This window comes from Citrobacter sp. wls613 (assembly GCF_005281195.1).
In the GTDB taxonomy this organism is placed as follows: Bacteria; Pseudomonadota; Gammaproteobacteria; order Enterobacterales; family Enterobacteriaceae; genus Citrobacter; species Citrobacter gillenii.
Map to the genome: position 1 here is coordinate 23,717 of NZ_SZXN01000064.1, position 18,364 is coordinate 42,080.

Sequence of the window (18,364 nt, forward strand, 5' to 3'; positions counted from 1 at the left end):
CCGGCAATTTGCAGCCTTTTCCCAAATTTTCAGGAATATCCTTACTCTTTAAGCGTTAGCGTTTGTTTCAGTAAGGCACGCAACTCCGGGATGCACGACCCACAGTTGCTGCCGCAGCGCAGCTGTTGCCCCAACGTCTGAACCGACTGGCAACCGTCGGTGATCGCCCGGACGATCGCCGTTTCACCTACGCTGAAACAGCTGCACACTATCGCCCCCTCGTCAGGCGCTATACCTGCGGGTTTGCCGCTCAGCAGCGCATGGCGTATTTCAGCATTGTCTGGCGCTCGCACAAACGCGGCGAGAATAGTGACGGTGTCAATCTCAGGCTGCGTCGCCGCCGACCAGAATCCCAGCATCAGTTGCCCCTCACGCCAGGCCAGGATATTCAGCCCCTGGCCCCAGTGCGCCTGCTGGATTTGCCAGCCTTGTGCTGTGCAGTACTGGCATAGCCAGCTGGCGAATTCCCTGTCACCCGCCAGGGTATAGCGAAAAACCGTGTCCGCCGCTTTGCGCCACCAATGGACAAAACCGGGCAGTGTTAATTGATGCCGACTAAACATCTCCCCCTGCCATTGCGGCTGCCAGGGCATGATACGCACCGCAGTCTGTTTGCTTTCTGGCTGTCCGGAATGGGGATCGCACACCGGCGCGACCAGCGTGTTTACCCGGCCCTGACGGGCAAAGCTGTTGTTCCAGTGCATCGAGGTAAACGCGCTGCCCGCCCGCTGACCTGGCTGGATTGCCACCCTGCCCACCATCAGCCCGCGCGGGGAACTGATACGACACAGCGCTCCCCCGGTCAGCTGAAATCGTACGGCGTCCTCGGGTGACACCTCGACCAGCGGTTCGCTGATGTGCTGCATCAGGCGCGAAACGGTGCCGGTGCGGGTCATGGTGTGCCACTGGTCACGGATACGCCCGCTGTTTAACACCAGCGGATAGAGCGCATCACAGGCGGTTGTCATCCCCTGCGGCGTGACCGGCACCAGCCGCAAACGCTGGTTCGCGTGCCAGCCCTGCCAGAGGTTTAGCGGCGCTAGACGTCGACTGACCGGCCAGCGAACCGGGGTCATGTCTTCCCACTGCGCGTACGTCATTTCGGCCAGGGCACCAATATCAAAGGCGCGTTCCCCATTATTTTCAAAACCGGAAAGCGCCGCATGTTCACAGAAGACCTCCCACGCGTTTTGCCAGCTAAACGCCCCGGCATACCCCAACTGTTTAGCCATCTGGGCGATAATCCACCAGTCTGCACGCGCCTCACCGGGAGAGGACAAAAAGGCGCGCTGGCGAGAAATGCGCCGCTCTGAATTGGTCACCGTACCATTCTTCTCTCCCCAGGCCTGCGCCGGAAAGCGAATGTGGGCATAGCGACTGGTATCGGTGTCGGCCACCACCTCGGAGACAATGACCAGCGGGCAGGCCGCCAGCGCCTGACACACGGCATGGCTGTCCGGTAACGATACCGCCGGGTTAGTCCCCATGATCCACACCGCTTTAATCTCGCCGTTGCCAATAGCCTCGAACAGCTCGACCGCCATCAACCCCGGCGTTTGTGCCAGCCGCTCAGCGCCCCAGAAGCGGGCCACGCGCGACAGGTCCTGCGGGTCAAAACTCATCTGTGCTGCCAACTGCGTCGCCAGCCCGCCTACCTCGCGACCGCCCATCGCGTTTGGCTGTCCGGTCAGCGAAAATGGCCCGCACCCGGCGCGGGCGTATTTACCGCTGGCCAAGTGGACGTTGATGATCGCATTGCATTTATCGCTGCCGCTGGCGGACTGGTTAATGCCCATGGTGTACAGCGTGACGGCCTTTGGCGCATACATAAACGCGTCATAAAACGCGGTGACTTCCGCCACCTCCAGCCCACAAAACTCCGCCACCCGCGCCACGTCCCAGTCACGCGCGATAGCCAGCGTTTCCGTTGCCCCGTCAAAATCCCCCAGCGCTGCACCGTCGGTGGCAATTCTGTTGAGTAAACCCACGAACAGCCCACCGTCGCTGCCAGGCAGCAGCGGCAGATGCAGATCCGCAATATCACAGGTGGCAGTACGTCGGGGATCGATAACCACCACCTTCAACAATGGATTGGTTTGTCGTGCCTGCACCAGCCGTTGGTACAACACTGGATGCGTCCACGCGGCATTCGATCCCACCAGCACCACCAGATCGCTACACTCGATATCTTCATAGCTGCAGGGCACCACGTCGGCACCCAGCGCCCGCTTATAGCCGGTCACCGCCGACGACATGCAAAGCCGCGAGTTGGTATCGATATTGGCCGCACCGATAAAACCTTTCATCAGCTTGTTGGCCGCGTAGTAATCTTCCGTCAGTAGCTGACCGGAAGCGTAAAAGGCCACCGCCTGCGGGCCGTGCTGGGCGATAATGCTGCGCAGACGCGTGCCTGCGGTTTCCAGCGCCTGCGACCAACTGACCTTCGCCCCGTCAACCGTCGGCTGTAACAATCTGCCGCTCAGCCCGGTGGTTTCCGCCAGCGCCGCGCCTTTGACGCACAGGCGACCAAAGTTTGCCGGATGGTCAGGATCGCCCCGGACGTTAACGCCTTTTTCGCTCACCTGGGCGATCACCCCACAGCCGACGCCGCAGTAGGGACATGTGGTACGTATCTCACTCATGAGGCCTCCGCGCGCAGAATCAATGCCTGATTGCCCACCCACACTTTTCCATCCACCACTTTCACCGGCCAGGCGCGTACCGCCTGCTCGCCGCTGTCATACTGGCGACCATCACGCAGGCGAATGCGCTGTTTATACAGCGGCGAAATCACAACAGGCTCACCGGCCACATCCCCCAAAATGCCGCGCGAAAGTACCTGAGCGTCACTGCCGGGTTCACGATTATCCAGCGCATAAATCGACTGACCAAAACGGAAGAGTGCGATTTGCAGGTCACCCAGTAGGGCACCAATCCCTGCCTGTTCCGGGATCGCCTCAAGCGGGCAGATCGCCTGCCAGGGTTTCACCGGCAATGTCTCACGAGCATGGCGTACAGGGGGGGCCAACTGCGGCTGGCCGCGTAAGGCTTGACGCGCGATGGCGTCATCCGGGGCATCGCTGTTGACGTAAGAGCGAAACAGCGCCAGACGTTGCGGACTGCTGAGCGTGGTTTGCCACTCGCACTGGTAGCTTTCCACTACCCGCGCCATCTCTTGTTCCAACTCGCTGGCAATACCTAAGCTATCGTCCATGATCACCTCGCGCAGGTAATCAATACCGCCTTCGAGATTGTCCATCCAGGTACTGGTGCGCTGCAGGCGGTCCGCGGTGCGGATGTAGAACATCAGGAAACGATCGATGGTCTGAATCAGCATGGCATCATCCAGATCGCTGGCAAATAGATCGGCATGGCGCGGCTTCATGCCGCCGTTGCCGCACAAATACAGGTTCCAGCCTTTATCCGTGGCAATGACGCCGACATCTTTCCCTTGGGCTTCGGCACACTCACGGGTACAGCCGGAAACCGCCATTTTGATTTTGTGCGGTGCGCGCAGGCCCTTGTAGCGATTCTCCAGCGTGACTGCCAGTCCAGTTGAGTCTTGAACACCGTAGCGACACCAGGTTGAGCCGACGCAGGACTTCACCGTACGCAGCGACTTCCCGTAAGCGTGCCCGGTCTCGAACCCCGCCTCGACCAGCTCGCGCCAGATATCGGGCAACTGTTCAAGCCGCGCACCGAAGAGATCAACCCGCTGCCCGCCGGTAATTTTGCTGTACAACTGGTAGCGTTTAGCAATCTGACCAATGGCAATCAGGCCATCCGGCGTCACTTCCCCCGCTGGCATGCGCGGGACCACCGAATACGATCCGTCTTTTTGAATGTTGGCAAAATAGCGATCGTTCGTATCCTGCAACGGCAGATGCGCAGGTTTAAGCAGATACTCATTCCAGCAGGAGGCCAGCACCGACCCCACCAGCGGTTTACAAATTTCACAGCCGTGCCCGTGTCCATAACGGGCAATCAACTGTTCGAAAGTGTGAATATGATTCACCCGCACCAGATGATAGATTTCCTGACGCGACCAGGGAAAGTGTTCACAGATATCCTTTTTGACCTCCACACCCTGTGCAGCCAGCTGATGCTCCATCACCTGTTTGACCAGTGCGCTGCACCCGCCACAGCCGGTTGCCGCTTTGGTACACTGTTTTATTGCACCGATATCCGTCGCCCCAGCGCTGACCGCCCGGCAGATATCGGCCTTGCTGACGTTATGACAAGAACAAATCTGTGCGGTGTCAGGGAGTGCCGCCACCCCAAGCACTTTCGGTGCGCTACCCGCCTCGGCTGGCAGGATCAGCAATTCCGGCTGCGCGGGCAGCACCAGTCCGTTCAACATCATTTGTAGTAGCGTGGCATAGTCACTGGCATCGCCCACCAACACGCCGCCCAGCAGCGTTTTGCCGTCGGCGCTGACGACGATTTTCTTGTAGATTTGCTGCGGGCCGTGGGTCCACTGATAGCTTTGCGCCCCCGGCGTGCGCGCCTGCGCATCACCAAATGACGCCACATCAACGCCGAGCAGCTTGAGCTTAGTGCTCATGTCCGCCCCGCCAAAACTGGCCTCTTCCCCGGCCAGCCGCGCGGCGGCAACGCGCGCCATCTGATAGCCCGGCGCCACCAGTCCAAATATCCGCCCTTCCCACAGCGCGCACTCGCCAATGGCGTAAATGGCATCATCTGACGTGCGGCAGTGGCTATCAATGCTTATTCCACCGCGATCGCCGAGGTGTAAGCCACTGCGGCGAGCCAGCGTATCCTGCGGGCGGATACCGGCGGAAAACACCACCAGATCGGTGTCCAGCCGCTCTCCGTCGGCAAAATGCAGCACCAGGCCGTCTGGCGTACGCTCAATTTCGCGGGTGGATTTTGCGGTATGCACCCCCACCCCCAGCGCCTCAATTTTTTCGCGCAGCATAGCGGCGCCGGCATTATCCAGTTGCACCGCCATCAGGTTCGCGGCGAATTCAACGACATGTGTTTCCAGTCCAAGCTGGCGCAGCGCATTGGCCGCCTCCAGCCCAAGCAGCCCACCGCCAATCACCACCCCACGCCGGGCATTTTTCGCTTTTTCCGCAATGGCATCGAGATCGTCGAGCGTACGGTAAACAAAACAATCCGCGGAATCACCGCCTTTTACCGGCGGCACAAACGGGTACGATCCGGTGGCCAGCACCAGCGCATCCCAGTGGGTTTCATGGCCGCTGGCGGTACGGATAACCCGAGCTTCACGGTCGATTTGCGTAACACACTGCGCAAGACGCAGCTCGATACCGTGACGCGCAAAGAAGTCCTCGTCCACCAGTGACAGCGACTGCGCGCTGCGCCCGGCGAAATACTCGGAAAGATGTACCCGATCATAGGCGGCATAACGTTCTTCGCCGAACACCACGATGTGATACTGCATATGCAGGTTGCGGCTTACGCATTGCTCGAGAAAATGGTGGCCAACCATACCGTGTCCCACAACAGCCAGCGTCGGTTTTGTCATCGTCATCAGTCCTGCAGCCGGTGGCTGCGTATCAAAGCGGTCAAATAGCCAGGCGGAATTTGCCGGCGCGTGTGCATCCAGCAAGTCGGTGAGCGGCGCAGCGCTGCGGCAATTGCCCATTAACAGCACGCCATGGAGTTTTCCGTCGCGAATCAGCAGACGGCGGTAGTGTCCGCTGAGCGGATCCCAGCTACTCAACGCGGTATCCGTGGGTTCGGCGTCCGTTACCCCAGCGCTGAACAGTTCGATTCCCGTCACCTTCAGACGCGTGCCGCGATCCTGCCAACGAAATCCCTCGCCGTTCTGGCCTGCCAGGCGTGCAGCCAGCACCTCGGCCTGCTGCAGGCAGGGTGCCACCAGCCCCCAGGTCTGGCCGTTAATTTCACAACACTCGCCCACCGCGCTGATGCCTGCGACGGTGGTACGCAGTTGTGCGTCCACTACGATCCCCCGTTGGCAGCTCACACCGCTCTCCTGCGCCAGGTGGATATTGGGTTTGACGCCGGTCGCCATCACCACCCGCCGCGCGGCCAACTGCTCACCATCCAGCAATGTGACGCGATCTCCTTCAATGCTCGTAATCCCGGAATTGAGTACGCAGCGAATACCGCGCGCTGTCAGCTGGGCCTGCAACAGATCGCTGGCCTGCCGATCCAGCTGGTGCTCCATCAGACGTTCGGCGCGATGAATTAACGTGACGTTGTCACAGTTTAGCCGTAGCGCTGCCGCTGCCTCCACGCCGAGTACGCCGCCGCCAAACACCACCACCGAACCTGGTTGTTGCAAGATGGCCTCCACATCCGCCATCGTGCGAAACGCGTGCACATGCGCCTGCTCACCGCCGGGAATTGGCGGAATAAACGGCACCGAGCCGGTGGCAAAAACCAGCTCATCCCACTCAAGGATGCGCGTGCAGGTCGTCAGCCGGCGGCGAGTCGCATCAACGGCCAGCACGCGTTCCCCGCTCAGCACCGTCACGCCGTGGTCGGTATACCACTGGCGCGGATGAAGTAGCGTGTGGGCAAACGTCTTCTCCCCACCCAGCACCGGTGATAGCTGGATGCGGTTATAGGCCAGCTGCGGTTCCTCACCGATAAGCGTGATCGCGATGTCGCTGCACTTGTACGCCAGCAGCGCCTCGGTCAGGCGCGTCGCCGCCATGCCGTGCCCCACAATGACCAGTCGTTGCGTCATATCGCCCCCTTACGCCGCCTTCGGCTGTTTCTCATACAGGAAGTGGAGGATGCGTTGCCGCAGGTGGTGATAACGGCTGTCATCCGCCAACTGGACGCGGTTACGCGGGCGCGGCAGATTTACCGCCAGAATCTCGCCCACCGTGGCCGCCGGGCCATTGGTCATCATCATCACCCGATCAGAGAGCAGCACCGCCTCATCGACGTCATGGGTAATCAGCACAATGGTGGTGTTCAGCGATTGCTGGATCTGCATCACCGTGTCCTGCAAATGTGCTCTGGTGAGTGCATCCAGCGCGCCAAACGGTTCATCCATCAGTAGCACTTTGGGTTTCATGGCCAGCGCACGGGCAATACCCACTCGCTGCTTCATGCCGCCGGAAACCTCGCCTGGATGTTTGTGCATCGCGTGGCCCATCTGCACCCGTTCAAGATTGTGCGCAATCCACTCGCGCCGCTCGGCCTTGTTCATGGTGCGGCGAAAGACCTGATCGACCGCCAGCGCCACGTTGTCAAAGCAACTCAGCCACGGCAGCAATGAATGGTTCTGGAATACAACCGCCCGCTCCGGCCCCGGCCCGGCAATTTCGCGGTTATCGCAAAGCAGGCCGCCTTCAGTGGGTAACGTGATGCCCGCGATCAGATTCAGCAACGTCGATTTCCCGCAGCCGGAATGACCAATCAGGCTGACCGTTTCCCCTTCATGGATATCAAACGAGACGTTTTGCAGCGCCAGAAACTCGCCGCTGGCGGTGGAAAAACGTTGGCTCACTGCCTGTACCTGAATAATGGGTTTCATGCTGTCTCCTTATTTTTCCTGCCAGCTAAAACGACGGGCGACCCGCATCAGCCCCTGCTCAAGCAGCAGGCCCACGACGCCGATAATGACAATGGCGATAAGAATGTTTTCGACGTTGAGGTTGTTCCACTCATTCCAGATCCAAAAGCCAATGCCCAGTCCACCGGTGAGCATTTCGGCGGCCACAATCACCAGCCAGGCAATACCGATAGACAGGCGCATGCCGGTGAGGATCGCAGGCAGTACTGCGGGAAAAAGAATGCGGCGCATCACCGTCCACTCGGAGAGTTGGAGCACACGGGCGACGTTGAGATAATCGTCAGGAATTCTGCGCACCCCTTCGGCGGTGTTGATCACCATCGGCCAGATGGAGCAGATAAAAATAGTCCAGCTGGAGGCCGGTTCCGCCTTTTGAAACAGCAGCAACCCAATGGGCAGCCAGGCCAACGGGCTGACCGGGCGCAGCAGCGCGACCAGCGGTGAAAACATGTGTGAGGCGAAGGTAAATCGGCCAATCAGAAATCCGAGCGGGATGCCGACTAGCGCCGCGAGGCCAAAACCAATGGCCACCCGCTGCAATGATGCCAGCACGTTCCAGCCGATGCCCATATCGTTCGGCCCATTGTTATAGAACGGGTCAGCAAACAGCGTTAGCGCCGAGTCCAGCGTGCTGAGCGGCGTCGGAAATCCCTGGCTGTTGATCGCCGCCAGTTGCCAGCACACCACCAGTAGGCCCATCCCCAGCAGCGCGGGCACGGCTCGTCTGACCCACGCGTGCAGCCACAAATAGGCCGGCGTTTTGCGTTTTCTCACCGTCACGGCAGCCAGCGTGATCACCTCACCCACAGCCGGTTCAGGGGTTTTTAGTTGCGTGTTTTGTTTCATCTCAGGCTCCTTTACGGTGGAGGGTAAAGCGGTTGGCATACGCTTCCGGGTCGCGACCGTCCCACACGGTACCGTCCATCAGCGTGCTGGTACGCAGTAGCTGCGCTGGCGGGGTTATGCCGCCTACGGCCGTCGCCGCGTCGCGCCAGATATCAATACGGTTGACCCTGGCCGCAATATCCGCATAGTCCGGTGCCTGCTTAAGCAGCCCCCAGCGGCGGAACTGCGTCAGGAACCACATGCCGTCCGAGTGCCACGGGAAGCTGACTTCTCCGTCACGAAAGAATTGGATCGGGTGCGCGTCCTGCCAGCGATGACCAGCACCGTTGTCGTATTCGCCCAGCATGCGCCCGGTCAGGTACTGTGCTTTGGTATTGAGCCAGGCGCGCCCAGCAAGGATTTGCGCCGTTTCACGTTTGTTGGCCTCGCTGGCGTCAATCCAGCGCGACGCCTCAAGTACGGCGCTGACCAGCGCCCGGGCGGTGTGCGGATGCTTCTCCACCCATTCCCGGCGCGTGCCGAGCACTTTTTCCGGATGATCGGGCCAGATTGCCTGCGAGGTAGCGGCGGTAAATCCGATGCGGTCGTTAATGGCCCGCGCATTCCACGGCTCGCCGACGCAGAAACCGCTCATATTGCCGATGCGCATGTTCATCACCATTTGCGGCGGCGGCACCACCACGGTACGGATATCGGTAAACGGATTGATGTCGGCGCTGGCCAGCCAGTAATAGAGCCACATGGCGTGCGTGCCGGTAGGAAAGGTATGCGCGAAGGTGTAGGTTCCTGGCGCCTGCCCGGCAATCAGCTTTTTCAGCGACGGCGCGTCGGCGATCCCCTGCTCCTGCAGCGCAGCAGACAGCGTGATGGCCTGGCCGTTTTGGTTCAGCGTCATCAGATTTGCCATCGCCTGCGGTTTGCTGGCGATGCCCAACTCCAGCCCGTACAAGAGTCCATACAGAACGTGGGCGGCGTCCAGTTCGCCGGAAACCAGTTTGTCACGTACCGCCGCCCAACTGGCCTCTTTGCTGGGCACCAGCGTAATGCCGTACTTTTTATCAAAACCTTTCAACGCGGCAATCACCAACGGTGCGCAGTCAGTGAGGGGAATGAAGCCCACTCTGACCGTGTTCATTTCTGGCGCGTCAGACCCTGCAGCCCACACCGATGGCATCAGGCCGGAAATCAGGGATGCCCCCCCGATGGCGGCGCTGGCCTGCAGGAATCGCCGCCGCGTTAGCAAAACTGTTCTGTCACCCATACATGCTCCCCATAACAAAAAAAAAGCGCCCGGCAATGCCGAAGCATTGCAGGACGCCTTTATCCTCAAAGCAGACAAACCGCCGTTGGTCTGTTGCTAAACTGTCTGTAGAGATGAATGCAATTCGGATGCCAGAATTTCGCTGGCGCGCTGAGCGGCTTTTACCTCCCGGTGACGTTATTTTGCACCCGAATATGGCAGAGGCTGCTCGTCTGTTGTGCAGCCGCTATCCCTGAATGAGTGATTTCACGGTCAACAGCGCACGGGCGATATCCACCATCCGCTGATTTTTATCCATCGCCATTTTGCGCAGCCGTTGCCAGGCCTGTTCCTCACTCATATTGTGATGATTCATCAGTACACTTTTCGCCTTATCAATCACTTTCCGCTCTTCTAACGTATCCTGTAGCGACGCCAGTTGGCCGCTCATCTGCTCGAGCTGGCGTGCCTGCTGGCGAACCAGCAGCAGAAGCTGTTTGTCGCGACGCAGGCAGAGGTTGTCATCGGCGCTATCATCAAGCCAGTTATCGAGCGGCAGCGCGTTGGCGTCTTCCGCCAGACGCCGCTCAACGGCCTGCATCAGCTCGCCGATCAGCCTCTCCTCCACGTCGCGTAAACGTTCCAGCCGCTGGGTCTGCAACGTAAACCAGCGCAGCGTGCTTTCGCCGTTATCGGCCTGCGGGTGTCGCGTGCAAACCTGTCGACGCAACTGTTCAATCGTGCCAGAGGCTTCACACTGCTGGCGAAAATGCTGCACCAGCGCCGGTGAGGCCAGTGAGCTAAAGGCTTCAAAGCACGGCTGCTGTCCGTCGATCCGATCCACCAGCGCCTGGCGCATAGGCGGCTCAAATTCGCCAAGCGTAAAGCCAATCGCGCCCAATGCCCGTTCTTGCCCCACCAGCTCTTTGCCCTGCATAAAGCTGTACAGGGCCACCATCCCGCGGGCAACGTAGGGGTCATCAATGCTGTCATTAAGTTGCGGGACAATACCGAGCACATGCCGCAGCGCACGGTTGTACTGCGCCATGGCCTGTTGCGCATCTAACGCCTGCCCGCTGACCGCTTCACGCAATGCGGGCAACTGCGCCAGGCACCAGACGGTACCGGCAATGCGATGGCATAGCGTGCTGCTGGCCTGCGGCATAAGCTGCGTAAACAGCGCGTGCAGTTGTCGACATTCCTCATCCACCAGTGCGCGGCTGGCACGGACCTCCGGACCGTAAAGTGCCCCACGGGAGCACAACCAAATGTTGGATGCACCGCGTTCGCACTGTAGCATATGCACCAGATGGCTAATGCGCGTCACCAGTTGGCCTGACTGCGCCAACTGGCGAAGCTGGGTATTCTCAAGCTGACGTGCGTGGTGAAACCATTGCGTGGCACCGGGGTCTTGCGCATGTGTCATCATCTCTGCTCTCACGGATAACGGGTTTTCCCAAAGAGCTAGCAATATCCATGCCCCCCTGACAACAGGAGTCAAAATGCAAAAGATAGTGATCGTCGCGAACGGTGCGGCCTATGGAAGCGAATCGTTATTTAACAGTCTGCGTCTGGCCATTGCCCTGCGCGAACAGGATGACAGCCTCGATCTGCGACTTTTTTTGATGTCGGACGCGGTAACGGCGGGAATACGCGGGCAGAAGCCGACGGAAGGCTACAATATTCAGCAAATGCTGGAGATCCTGACCGCACAAAATGTGCCGGTGAAACTGTGCAAAACCTGCACCGATGGTCGTGGCATCACCACGCTGCCGTTAATCGACGGCGTTGAAGTCGGGACATTGGTGGAATTAGCCCAGTGGACGCTCGCGGCGGATAAGGTGTTAACCTTCTGATAGCCGACTTTTCAGGCAAGCGCACTGAAAGAGCCGGATATTTCCAGATTTAATCTGCCAGGGGCGCGGTTTCGCTAAACGTAAGCACGCCCTTTCAACGCTTTTCAGGGATTTTGTCATTTTTGTTTAATCGTTATGCCATTTTTTGATCAAAATCAGCATCCTGTCCCTCCCCCTTTGGTGTTATGCCATGAGTGAAATGTGAACAACATCACGCAGCACTTTCGACAGAAAGTACGTTGTTTTCAAGAACGGGGTGAAAAATGGCATTAGTGAAGGCAAGTTTGAAATTGTTTGGTGGAGATACCGTGGTGGTGCGCTGTTCTGAGCGCTGTCACATTCATCTGATGAGCGAAAAAAATCACGTCAAAGACACGCAGACCGACATTTTAAGCGTGCAGGATCGTGATAACGCATGGTTGACCGTGCCGTATACCGGCACGTGGAATGTTCTGATCGACAGCCACAGCCAGTCGCTGGAACATTCCATCAGTTATATCGCCGCCTGACAGTTAGCTGCCCGAAAGCACTCTCGCTTATCGGGCAGTTCGCCGACTCAGGCAAATCCTGGCCGCATGACCCCTTCCGGTAACACCTCGCCCAACAGTCGTTTGACCGTGACGATCAGTTCGTTCAGGCAATCATCCTGCATGCCTAACCGGGACAATTCCTGTTCCAGCGAGAACAGATACTGCGCATTGGTTCCCAATGGTCCGCTGGCGGTAGCGATAAGCGGCGCGATCACCTGCGCGCGCGTATCTGCCTCAAACAATGGATGCCGCGGATCCATAATAAAGACCAACGCATTGACCGTCCGCCCGTCATCAAGCGTGAGCTGACACCAGGTCGGAAGATAGCAGCCGGTGATCATTTCGCGCTTCCACAGCAACGTCAACTCTTGCTCCAGCGAGGCGTCCGGTAAGCGGTAGGCTACACCGGTGGTGCGGCCCCCTTCTTTCAGGGCCAGCATCCGTCCAGGCTGACACGCCGTGCCTCGTCCCGCCGTCAGGCGCAGGCAAAATGCCCGGTGCCAGCCGACTAACGTGCCGGTACACGACTCCTCAAACTCTAAGGCCGGGTTCCACATCAACGATCCATAACCAAAGATCCACACCGGTCCATCATCTGGTCGGCAAGCGAGTGTGGCAGCCAGTGAGGCTGCCCGTTGTTCCGCTGACCAGAGTAGTGATTCTTCAATAGCACCAAATGCCGTCTTACAGTCGGCATTCAATAAAAAATCACGCGTTAACACCTTACACCTCCGCCACTGCAACGTCCCTGCGACAACTTTTTGACGCCTTCCGGGCTTTTTTGCTGTTCATTTTGAAACCAATATCAGGACAATAGGCAATTCACTGGCTGCATGCAAGGCAACAAAGGCTCAACGGCACTTTATATCCTGTACTGATGGCGCGATCGGTACCGACATGTTGCTCGTTATGAGTGTCAATATTTGTGCACCATTAAAACTAACACCTTGTTATTTAAATCGTCTCTAAACAAGATAAATGATTATATTCACTTTGAAGCAAGAAACGGGCCACGCCGTAAAATTACGTAAAAACAGATCGGAAATACCGAGATATCTGTTATTTTTTACATTCTTTAATACATTTATAATTATAAATACCTGCAGAGATGGAGAAGTGAATGACACATGCACATGAGGCGGTAAAAACCCGCCACAAGGAGACCTCGCTCGTCTTCCCGATTTTGGCGCTGGTAGTTCTGTTCTTATGGGGGAGCAGTCAGTCACTACCAGTGGTTATCGGCATTAATGCGCTTGCCCTGGTGGGTATATTAAGCAGTGCATTTAGCGTTGTACGTCACGCAGACGTATTAGCCCACCGACTCGGTGAACCCTATGGTTCCCTGATCCTGAGCCTGTCGGTGGTTATTCTTGAAGTCAGCTTAATTTCTGCATTAATGGCAACGGGCGACGCCGCGCCAACCTTGATGCGCGATACGCTCTATTCAATCATTATGATTGTCACCGGTGGTCTGGTCGGTTTTTCATTACTGTTAGGCGGGCGTAAATTTGCCACCCAGTATATGAATCTGTTTGGTATTAAACAGTATTTGATCGCCCTGTTCCCGCTGGCCATTATTGTGCTGGTGTTCCCGATGGCATTGCCGGGCGCGAATTTCACCACTGCACAGGCGCTACTGGTGGCGTTAATTTCTGCCGCAATGTACGGCGTATTTCTTCTGATTCAGACAAAAACGCACCAGAGCCTGTTTATTTACGAACACGAAGACGAGGGTGACGACGACGACCCGCACCACGGTAAACCATCAGCGCACAGTAATATGTGGCATGCGGTTTGGCTTATCGTCCATTTAATTGCGGTTATCGCAGTGACCAAAATGAACGCCAATCCGCTGGAGACGCTGTTAACGGAACTGAATGCGCCGGTTGCGTTCACTGGTTTCCTTGTCGCATTGCTGATCCTCTCTCCTGAAGGGCTGGGTGCGCTGAAAGCGGTGCTGAGCAATCAGGTACAGCGTGCGATGAATTTGTTCTTCGGCTCCGTGCTCGCCACCATTTCGCTGACAGTTCCGGTTGTAACGCTGATTGCGTGGGCGACGGGCAACGACCTGGTGTTTGGCTTAGGTTCGCCAGAGATGATTGTGATGGTTTCTTCGTTGGTACTGTGCCAAATTTCCTTCTCGACCGGGCGCACGAACGTGCTTAACGGTGCGGCACATCTGGCACTGTTTATCGCCTATCTGATGACGATCTTTGCTTGATTCATAAAAAAGCCGGATGCGACGCAAAGCGTCATATCCGGCCTACAGTGATTTTTGCGTCGTAGGCCCGATAAGCGTAAGCGCCATCGGGCACACAAGCCAAACTTAGTTCTCAGTATCCAGTTCGTCGAAGCTTTTCACCAGATCATCAACCGCTTTGATCTGGGTGAGGAACTGTTCCAGCTTCGCCAGCGGCAGCGCGGAAGGACCGTCACATTTCGCATTGGCCGGATCCGGATGTGCTTCAATGAACAGACCCGCCAGACCCACCGCCATACCGGCACGCGCCAGTTCAGTCACCTGCGCACGACGACCGCCGCTTGCAGCACCGAACGGGTCACGGCACTGCAGCGCGTGGGTAACGTCAAAAATAACCGGTGAGTTACCGGAAACTTTCTTCATCACGCCAAAGCCCAGCATATCCACAACCAGGTTGTCGTAACCGAAGTTTGCGCCACGATCGCACAGAATAACCTTGTCGTTGCCACCTTCATGGAATTTATCCACGATATTACCCATTTGACCTGGGCTTACGAACTGCGGTTTTTTGACGTTGATAACGGCACCGGTTTTCGCCATCGCTTCAACCAAGTCGGTCTGGCGAGCGAGGAAGGCCGGAAGCTGAATCACGTCCACAACGTCAGCCACAGGCTGCGCCTGGCTGGCTTCATGCACGTCGGTGATCACTTTTACGCCAAAGGTTTGTTTCAGTTCCTGGAAGATTTTCATCCCTTCTTCAAGGCCCGGACCACGATAAGAGTGGATGGAAGAACGGTTGGCTTTATCAAAGGAGGCTTTGAACACGTAAGGGATACCCAGTTTCTGAGTAACGGTTACGTAGTGCTCACAAATGCGCATCGCCAGATCGCGGGATTCCAGCACGTTCATGCCGCCAAACAGCACGAATGGCAGGTCATTTGCCACGTTGATGTCGCCAATGCTAACCACTTTTTGTTTCATAGGATCGCCTTAAACGGTAGGTAAAGTGTCATTAATCAATGCAATACAATATGCTTGTGCGAAATAGTATTTATCTGCGCACGGATCATTTCGCTGATCGGGTCTTCCGGACACTGCTCAACGAAATAACTTAAATCGGTTAACGCAACATGTTCACATTCCAGCTGCGCGTAGATCAATCCGCGATCGCGTATTTCATACGGATCTTCAGGATTAAACTGCAATAAGGCCTCACTGGCGCGCAGTGCCAGCTCCATTTGCCGTTCTTCCATCAGCGATGATTTCAGCGTGTCGAGCAGTTTGCGGATCACTTCCGCGTTATCCGCCTCATCGAGATCTTCGTTAAACAGCTCAGCTACCGGGCTGATATTGCCCTTTAGCCACACTTCCAGCGTGTGCTCATTTAACGTTTCGCCATTGAACGGGTTAATCAACCACATTTCGCCTTCCAGTGATTCAATGCGCAGGATTAACTGCGTCGGGAAAATCACCGGCACCAGCGGCAGATCCAGCCGATTGGCCAGCCACAACAAGATGGCGCCAAGCGACACCGCGCTGCCCTGACGATTTTTCAGGACCTTGTCGAGCCAAAGTGCATCAGAAAGACGATAGACGCCGCGGGTATCCGTAAACCCCCAGTCGCCGTAAAAAAGTGCCAGCAATTTTTCCAGTTGCTCATCCTGAGACAGGAGCTGGCTAATTTCTTCATGCGCGAGGCTGGCCAGACGTTCCAGTTCGTCGTAGACAGATTGCGTAGGGAAATCCAGGCGGATAGACTCCGATGCCAGGATCATCCCATCGCACAATGGCGCTTTATTAAATTCGAAATCAGCTAACGACCTCATGATTACCCCAGTAACGGTATTTTTGTGGTGGCGAGTTTAATGATGATGTACAGCACCACCAGCGCCAGCGGAAAGGCGATTAAACGCGCCTGCTGGCTGCGCGCCCGACGATAATCGAGCGCAATAAAACCCAAAACGATGTAAATGATAACCCCAAACAGCTTTTCAGTCAGCCATGTCCCCTGTTCGGTGAATGGCAGGATGTGCGTTTTAGCGATCAACGCTACGCCGCTGAGTAACAAAACGGTATCAATGACCGGCGGAGCAATCCGCGTCCAGCGCGCTGACGCAAGGCGTGCTTGCGTGTAACGCCACCAAAAACGCAGCGTGAGCAGCCCCACGGACAGCGCAATGCTAATAAGATGAACGCCGAGCAACAAGCTGAAGGTGGTCATGCAGCGAGGCACCCGAGCGTAATGCGCTCGTTGCCGCCGTAATCACGACAGGTTTCGACCGCCTGGTATCCACTGCGCGTAAACGCGTCACGCACCGCCTGCCCCTGCTGCCAGCCGTGTTCCAGTAGCAAATAACCGCCAGGGGTTAACATGTGTTTAGACTGTTCGATGATATGCACGATATCCGCCAGGCCATGATCGCCGGCCACCAGCGCGGTCAGCGGCTCAAAACGTACATCGCCTTGTGCCAGATGCGGGTCCTGCTCATCAATGTACGGTGGGTTACTGACGATCATGTCGAACTGCTGCCCCTGTAAAGCGCTGAACCAGTCGCTTTGCAGCACGCGCACATTGTTGATGCCCAGATGCTGCGTATTGCGGATCGCCAGCGCCACGGCGTCCGGCATCCGATCAACCGCCGTCACGTCGCAGTCCGGGCGCTCGGAAGCCAGCGCCAGCGCAATAGCGCCCGTACCGGTCCCCAAATCCACAATGCGGCACGCAGAGGCAGGCAGGCGTGCCAGCGCCTGCTCGACTAAGCATTCGGTGTCCGGACGTGGAATAAGCGTCGCCGGTGACACGAACAGCGGCAGCGACCAGAACTCGCGAACGCCGGTTAAGTGCGCCACCGGCTCTCCCCGTTGACGACGCGCCACCAGCGCGTTCAGCTGTTCCTGCTGTGCCACGGTTAATACCGTTTCACCAAACGCCAGAATAAAGGTACGCCCTTTGCCGGTAACGGTCTCGAGTAAGATCTCGGCGTCGCGGCGCGGGCTTTCGCTGTCCTGTAATTGGGCTATTGCTTCACGCAACCAGTGCTGATAATCCATTAATCCTGCTCGGACAACGCCGCCAGCTGGTCGGCCTGGTATTCCTGGACAATCGGCTCAATGAGCATATCCAGTTTCCCTTCCATCGCTTCGTCCAGACGGTAGAGCGTCAGGTTGATGCGGTGATCGGTTACGCGACCCTGTGGGAAGTTATAGGTACGGTTACGATCGCTGCGATCGCCGCTGCCTAACAGGTTGCGGCGCTCGGAGGCTTCCGCCTGCTGGCGTCGCGCCACTTCGGCGGCACGAATACGTGAGCCCAGCACCGACATCGCTTTAGCTTTGTTTTTGTGCTGTGAACGTTCGTCCTGACATTCAACCACAATACCGGTCGGTAAGTGGGTAATACGAATAGCCGAGTCGGTGGTGTTAACGTGCTGACCACCGGCCCCCGATGAACGGAAGGTATCAATGCGCAGGTCAGCCGGATTGATGTCCGGCAGTTCCGCTTCCGGCAGCTCAGGCATCACCGCGACCGTACAGGCAGAGGTATGGATACGTCCCTGAGATTCGGTGGCCGGAACGCGCTGTACGCGATGACCGCCGGACTCGAACTTCAGTCGACCATACACGCCATCGCCGCTCACTTTGGCAATAATTTCTTTATAGCCGCCGTGTTCACCTTCGTTGGCGCTCATGATCTCCACGCGCCAGCGGCGGGATTCAGCGTAACGGCTGTACATACGGAACAGATCGCCTGCAAACAGCGCCGCTTCATCGCCGCCGGTTCCGGCACGCACTTCAAGAAACGCATTACGTTCGTCATCCGGATCTTTCGGCAGCAGCAGCACCTGCAGATGCTGTTCCAGCTGTTCACATTTTTCTTTTGCTTCGCGCAGTTCATCCTGCGCCATCTCACGCATTTCAGGATCGTCGAGCATCATCTGTGCTGTTTGGATATCATCCTGAACCTGTTGCCAGTCCGTGAAACAGCGAGAAACATCGCTTAACTGGGCATATTCGCGCGACAGCGCACGAAAGCGATCCTGGTCTGCGATGGTTCCCGCATCGCCGAGCAGCGCCTGAACTTCTTCATGGCGTTCATGCAGGGCTTCCAGTTTGGCAACGATAGAAGGCTTCATAGGCGTAAATGCACCC

General features: G+C 57.2%; 15 protein-coding genes. 3 read left to right on the forward strand and 12 right to left on the reverse strand.

Features of this window, described 5'->3' with window-relative positions; translation table 11 throughout:
- Nucleotides 1-41 precede the first annotated feature (41 nt).
- From FDX01_RS13970 to nasR, 6 genes are all read right to left on the reverse strand, one after another.
- Nucleotides 42-2,642 carry a nitrate reductase gene (locus tag FDX01_RS13970; RefSeq protein WP_137399961.1) on the reverse strand — a complete coding sequence of 867 codons (2,601 nt, stop codon included), beginning with the start codon at nucleotides 2,640-2,642 and terminating at the stop codon, nucleotides 42-44.
- Entirely contained in the window at nucleotides 2,639-6,706 is a 4,068-nt protein-coding gene (gene nirB / locus FDX01_RS13975) for a nitrite reductase large subunit NirB (protein WP_137399962.1), read from the reverse strand. The genes FDX01_RS13970 and nirB overlap by 4 nt, the downstream gene beginning before the upstream one ends.
- A gap of 9 nt (nucleotides 6,707-6,715) precedes the next feature.
- A complete protein-coding gene (locus FDX01_RS13980) occupies nucleotides 6,716-7,504 on the reverse strand; it encodes an ABC transporter ATP-binding protein (protein WP_115258295.1) in 789 nt (262 codons plus the stop codon).
- A gap of 9 nt (nucleotides 7,505-7,513) precedes the next feature.
- Nucleotides 7,514-8,389, reverse strand: a complete 876-nt coding sequence (ntrB, locus tag FDX01_RS13985; protein ID WP_117342905.1) for a nitrate ABC transporter permease — start codon at nucleotides 8,387-8,389, stop codon at nucleotides 7,514-7,516.
- Nucleotide 8,390: 1 nt separating this feature from the next.
- Nucleotides 8,391-9,650 (reverse strand): CmpA/NrtA family ABC transporter substrate-binding protein, encoded by a 1,260-nt coding sequence (locus FDX01_RS13990; RefSeq protein WP_137399963.1) that lies wholly within the window; start codon nucleotides 9,648-9,650, stop codon nucleotides 8,391-8,393.
- Between the two features lie 226 nt (nucleotides 9,651-9,876).
- Complete coding sequence (gene nasR / locus FDX01_RS13995; protein WP_115258292.1) at nucleotides 9,877-11,058, reverse strand: nitrate regulatory protein NasR; 1,182 nt, start codon at nucleotides 11,056-11,058, stop codon at nucleotides 9,877-9,879.
- Nucleotides 11,059-11,131: 73 nt separating this feature from the next.
- Here nasR and FDX01_RS14000 point away from each other — a divergent pair, with 73 nt between their 5' ends.
- Entirely contained in the window at nucleotides 11,132-11,485 is a 354-nt protein-coding gene (locus FDX01_RS14000) for a DsrE/DsrF/TusD sulfur relay family protein (RefSeq protein WP_096756774.1), read from the forward strand.
- Between the two features lie 263 nt (nucleotides 11,486-11,748).
- A complete protein-coding gene (locus tag FDX01_RS14005; RefSeq protein ID WP_096756773.1) occupies nucleotides 11,749-11,994 on the forward strand; it encodes a DUF1883 domain-containing protein in 246 nt (81 codons plus the stop codon).
- Between the two features lie 47 nt (nucleotides 11,995-12,041).
- Here FDX01_RS14005 and FDX01_RS14010 read toward each other — a convergent pair whose 3' ends face one another.
- Nucleotides 12,042-12,737, reverse strand: coding sequence for a gamma-glutamylcyclotransferase (locus FDX01_RS14010; protein ID WP_137361821.1), 696 nt, complete (start codon nucleotides 12,735-12,737; stop codon nucleotides 12,042-12,044).
- 398 nt (nucleotides 12,738-13,135) lie between these two features.
- Here FDX01_RS14010 and chaA point away from each other — a divergent pair, with 398 nt between their 5' ends.
- Nucleotides 13,136-14,236, forward strand: coding sequence for a sodium-potassium/proton antiporter ChaA (gene chaA, locus FDX01_RS14015; protein ID WP_115258290.1), 1,101 nt, complete (start codon nucleotides 13,136-13,138; stop codon nucleotides 14,234-14,236).
- Between the two features lie 105 nt (nucleotides 14,237-14,341).
- Here chaA and kdsA read toward each other — a convergent pair whose 3' ends face one another.
- The 5 genes from kdsA to prfA are packed head-to-tail and all read right to left on the reverse strand — an operon-like array spanning nucleotide 14,342 to nucleotide 18,348.
- On the reverse strand, nucleotides 14,342-15,196 hold the full coding sequence (gene kdsA / locus FDX01_RS14020) for a 3-deoxy-8-phosphooctulonate synthase (protein WP_096756770.1): 855 nt from the start codon (nucleotides 15,194-15,196) through the stop codon (nucleotides 14,342-14,344).
- A 35-nt stretch (nucleotides 15,197-15,231) separates the two neighbouring features.
- A complete protein-coding gene (gene sirB1, locus FDX01_RS14025; RefSeq protein ID WP_137399964.1) occupies nucleotides 15,232-16,041 on the reverse strand; it encodes an invasion regulator SirB1 in 810 nt (269 codons plus the stop codon).
- Nucleotides 16,042-16,043: 2 nt separating this feature from the next.
- Nucleotides 16,044-16,436, reverse strand: coding sequence for an invasion regulator SirB2 (sirB2, locus tag FDX01_RS14030; protein ID WP_096756768.1), 393 nt, complete (start codon nucleotides 16,434-16,436; stop codon nucleotides 16,044-16,046).
- Nucleotides 16,433-17,266, reverse strand: coding sequence for a peptide chain release factor N(5)-glutamine methyltransferase (gene prmC, locus FDX01_RS14035; RefSeq protein ID WP_137399965.1), 834 nt, complete (start codon nucleotides 17,264-17,266; stop codon nucleotides 16,433-16,435). The genes sirB2 and prmC overlap by 4 nt, the downstream gene beginning before the upstream one ends.
- A complete protein-coding gene (gene prfA / locus FDX01_RS14040) occupies nucleotides 17,266-18,348 on the reverse strand; it encodes a peptide chain release factor 1 (protein WP_137399966.1) in 1,083 nt (360 codons plus the stop codon). Before prfA ends, prmC begins: the two co-directional genes overlap by 1 nt.
- Nucleotides 18,349-18,364: the final 16 nt, after the last annotated feature.

Coding starts and splice junctions, on each gene's coding strand:
- chaA (WP_115258290.1), top strand. CDS start 13,136: ATGACACATGCACATGAGGCGGTAAAAACCCGCCACAAGGAGACCTCG.
- sirB1 (WP_137399964.1), bottom strand. CDS start 16,041: ATGAGGTCGTTAGCTGATTTCGAATTTAATAAAGCGCCATTGTGCGAT.
- FDX01_RS13980 (WP_115258295.1), bottom strand. CDS start 7,504: ATGAAACCCATTATTCAGGTACAGGCAGTGAGCCAACGTTTTTCCACC.
- ntrB (WP_117342905.1), bottom strand. CDS start 8,389: ATGAAACAAAACACGCAACTAAAAACCCCTGAACCGGCTGTGGGTGAG.
- FDX01_RS13970 (WP_137399961.1), bottom strand. CDS start 2,642: ATGAGTGAGATACGTACCACATGTCCCTACTGCGGCGTCGGCTGTGGG.
- prmC (WP_137399965.1), bottom strand. CDS start 17,266: ATGGATTATCAGCACTGGTTGCGTGAAGCAATAGCCCAATTACAGGAC.
- nasR (WP_115258292.1), bottom strand. CDS start 11,058: ATGATGACACATGCGCAAGACCCCGGTGCCACGCAATGGTTTCACCAC.
- FDX01_RS14005 (WP_096756773.1), top strand. CDS start 11,749: ATGGCATTAGTGAAGGCAAGTTTGAAATTGTTTGGTGGAGATACCGTG.
- FDX01_RS14000 (WP_096756774.1), top strand. CDS start 11,132: ATGCAAAAGATAGTGATCGTCGCGAACGGTGCGGCCTATGGAAGCGAA.
- prfA (WP_137399966.1), bottom strand. CDS start 18,348: ATGAAGCCTTCTATCGTTGCCAAACTGGAAGCCCTGCATGAACGCCAT.
- sirB2 (WP_096756768.1), bottom strand. CDS start 16,436: ATGACCACCTTCAGCTTGTTGCTCGGCGTTCATCTTATTAGCATTGCG.
- kdsA (WP_096756770.1), bottom strand. CDS start 15,196: ATGAAACAAAAAGTGGTTAGCATTGGCGACATCAACGTGGCAAATGAC.
- FDX01_RS13990 (WP_137399963.1), bottom strand. CDS start 9,650: ATGGGTGACAGAACAGTTTTGCTAACGCGGCGGCGATTCCTGCAGGCC.
- nirB (WP_137399962.1), bottom strand. CDS start 6,706: ATGACGCAACGACTGGTCATTGTGGGGCACGGCATGGCGGCGACGCGC.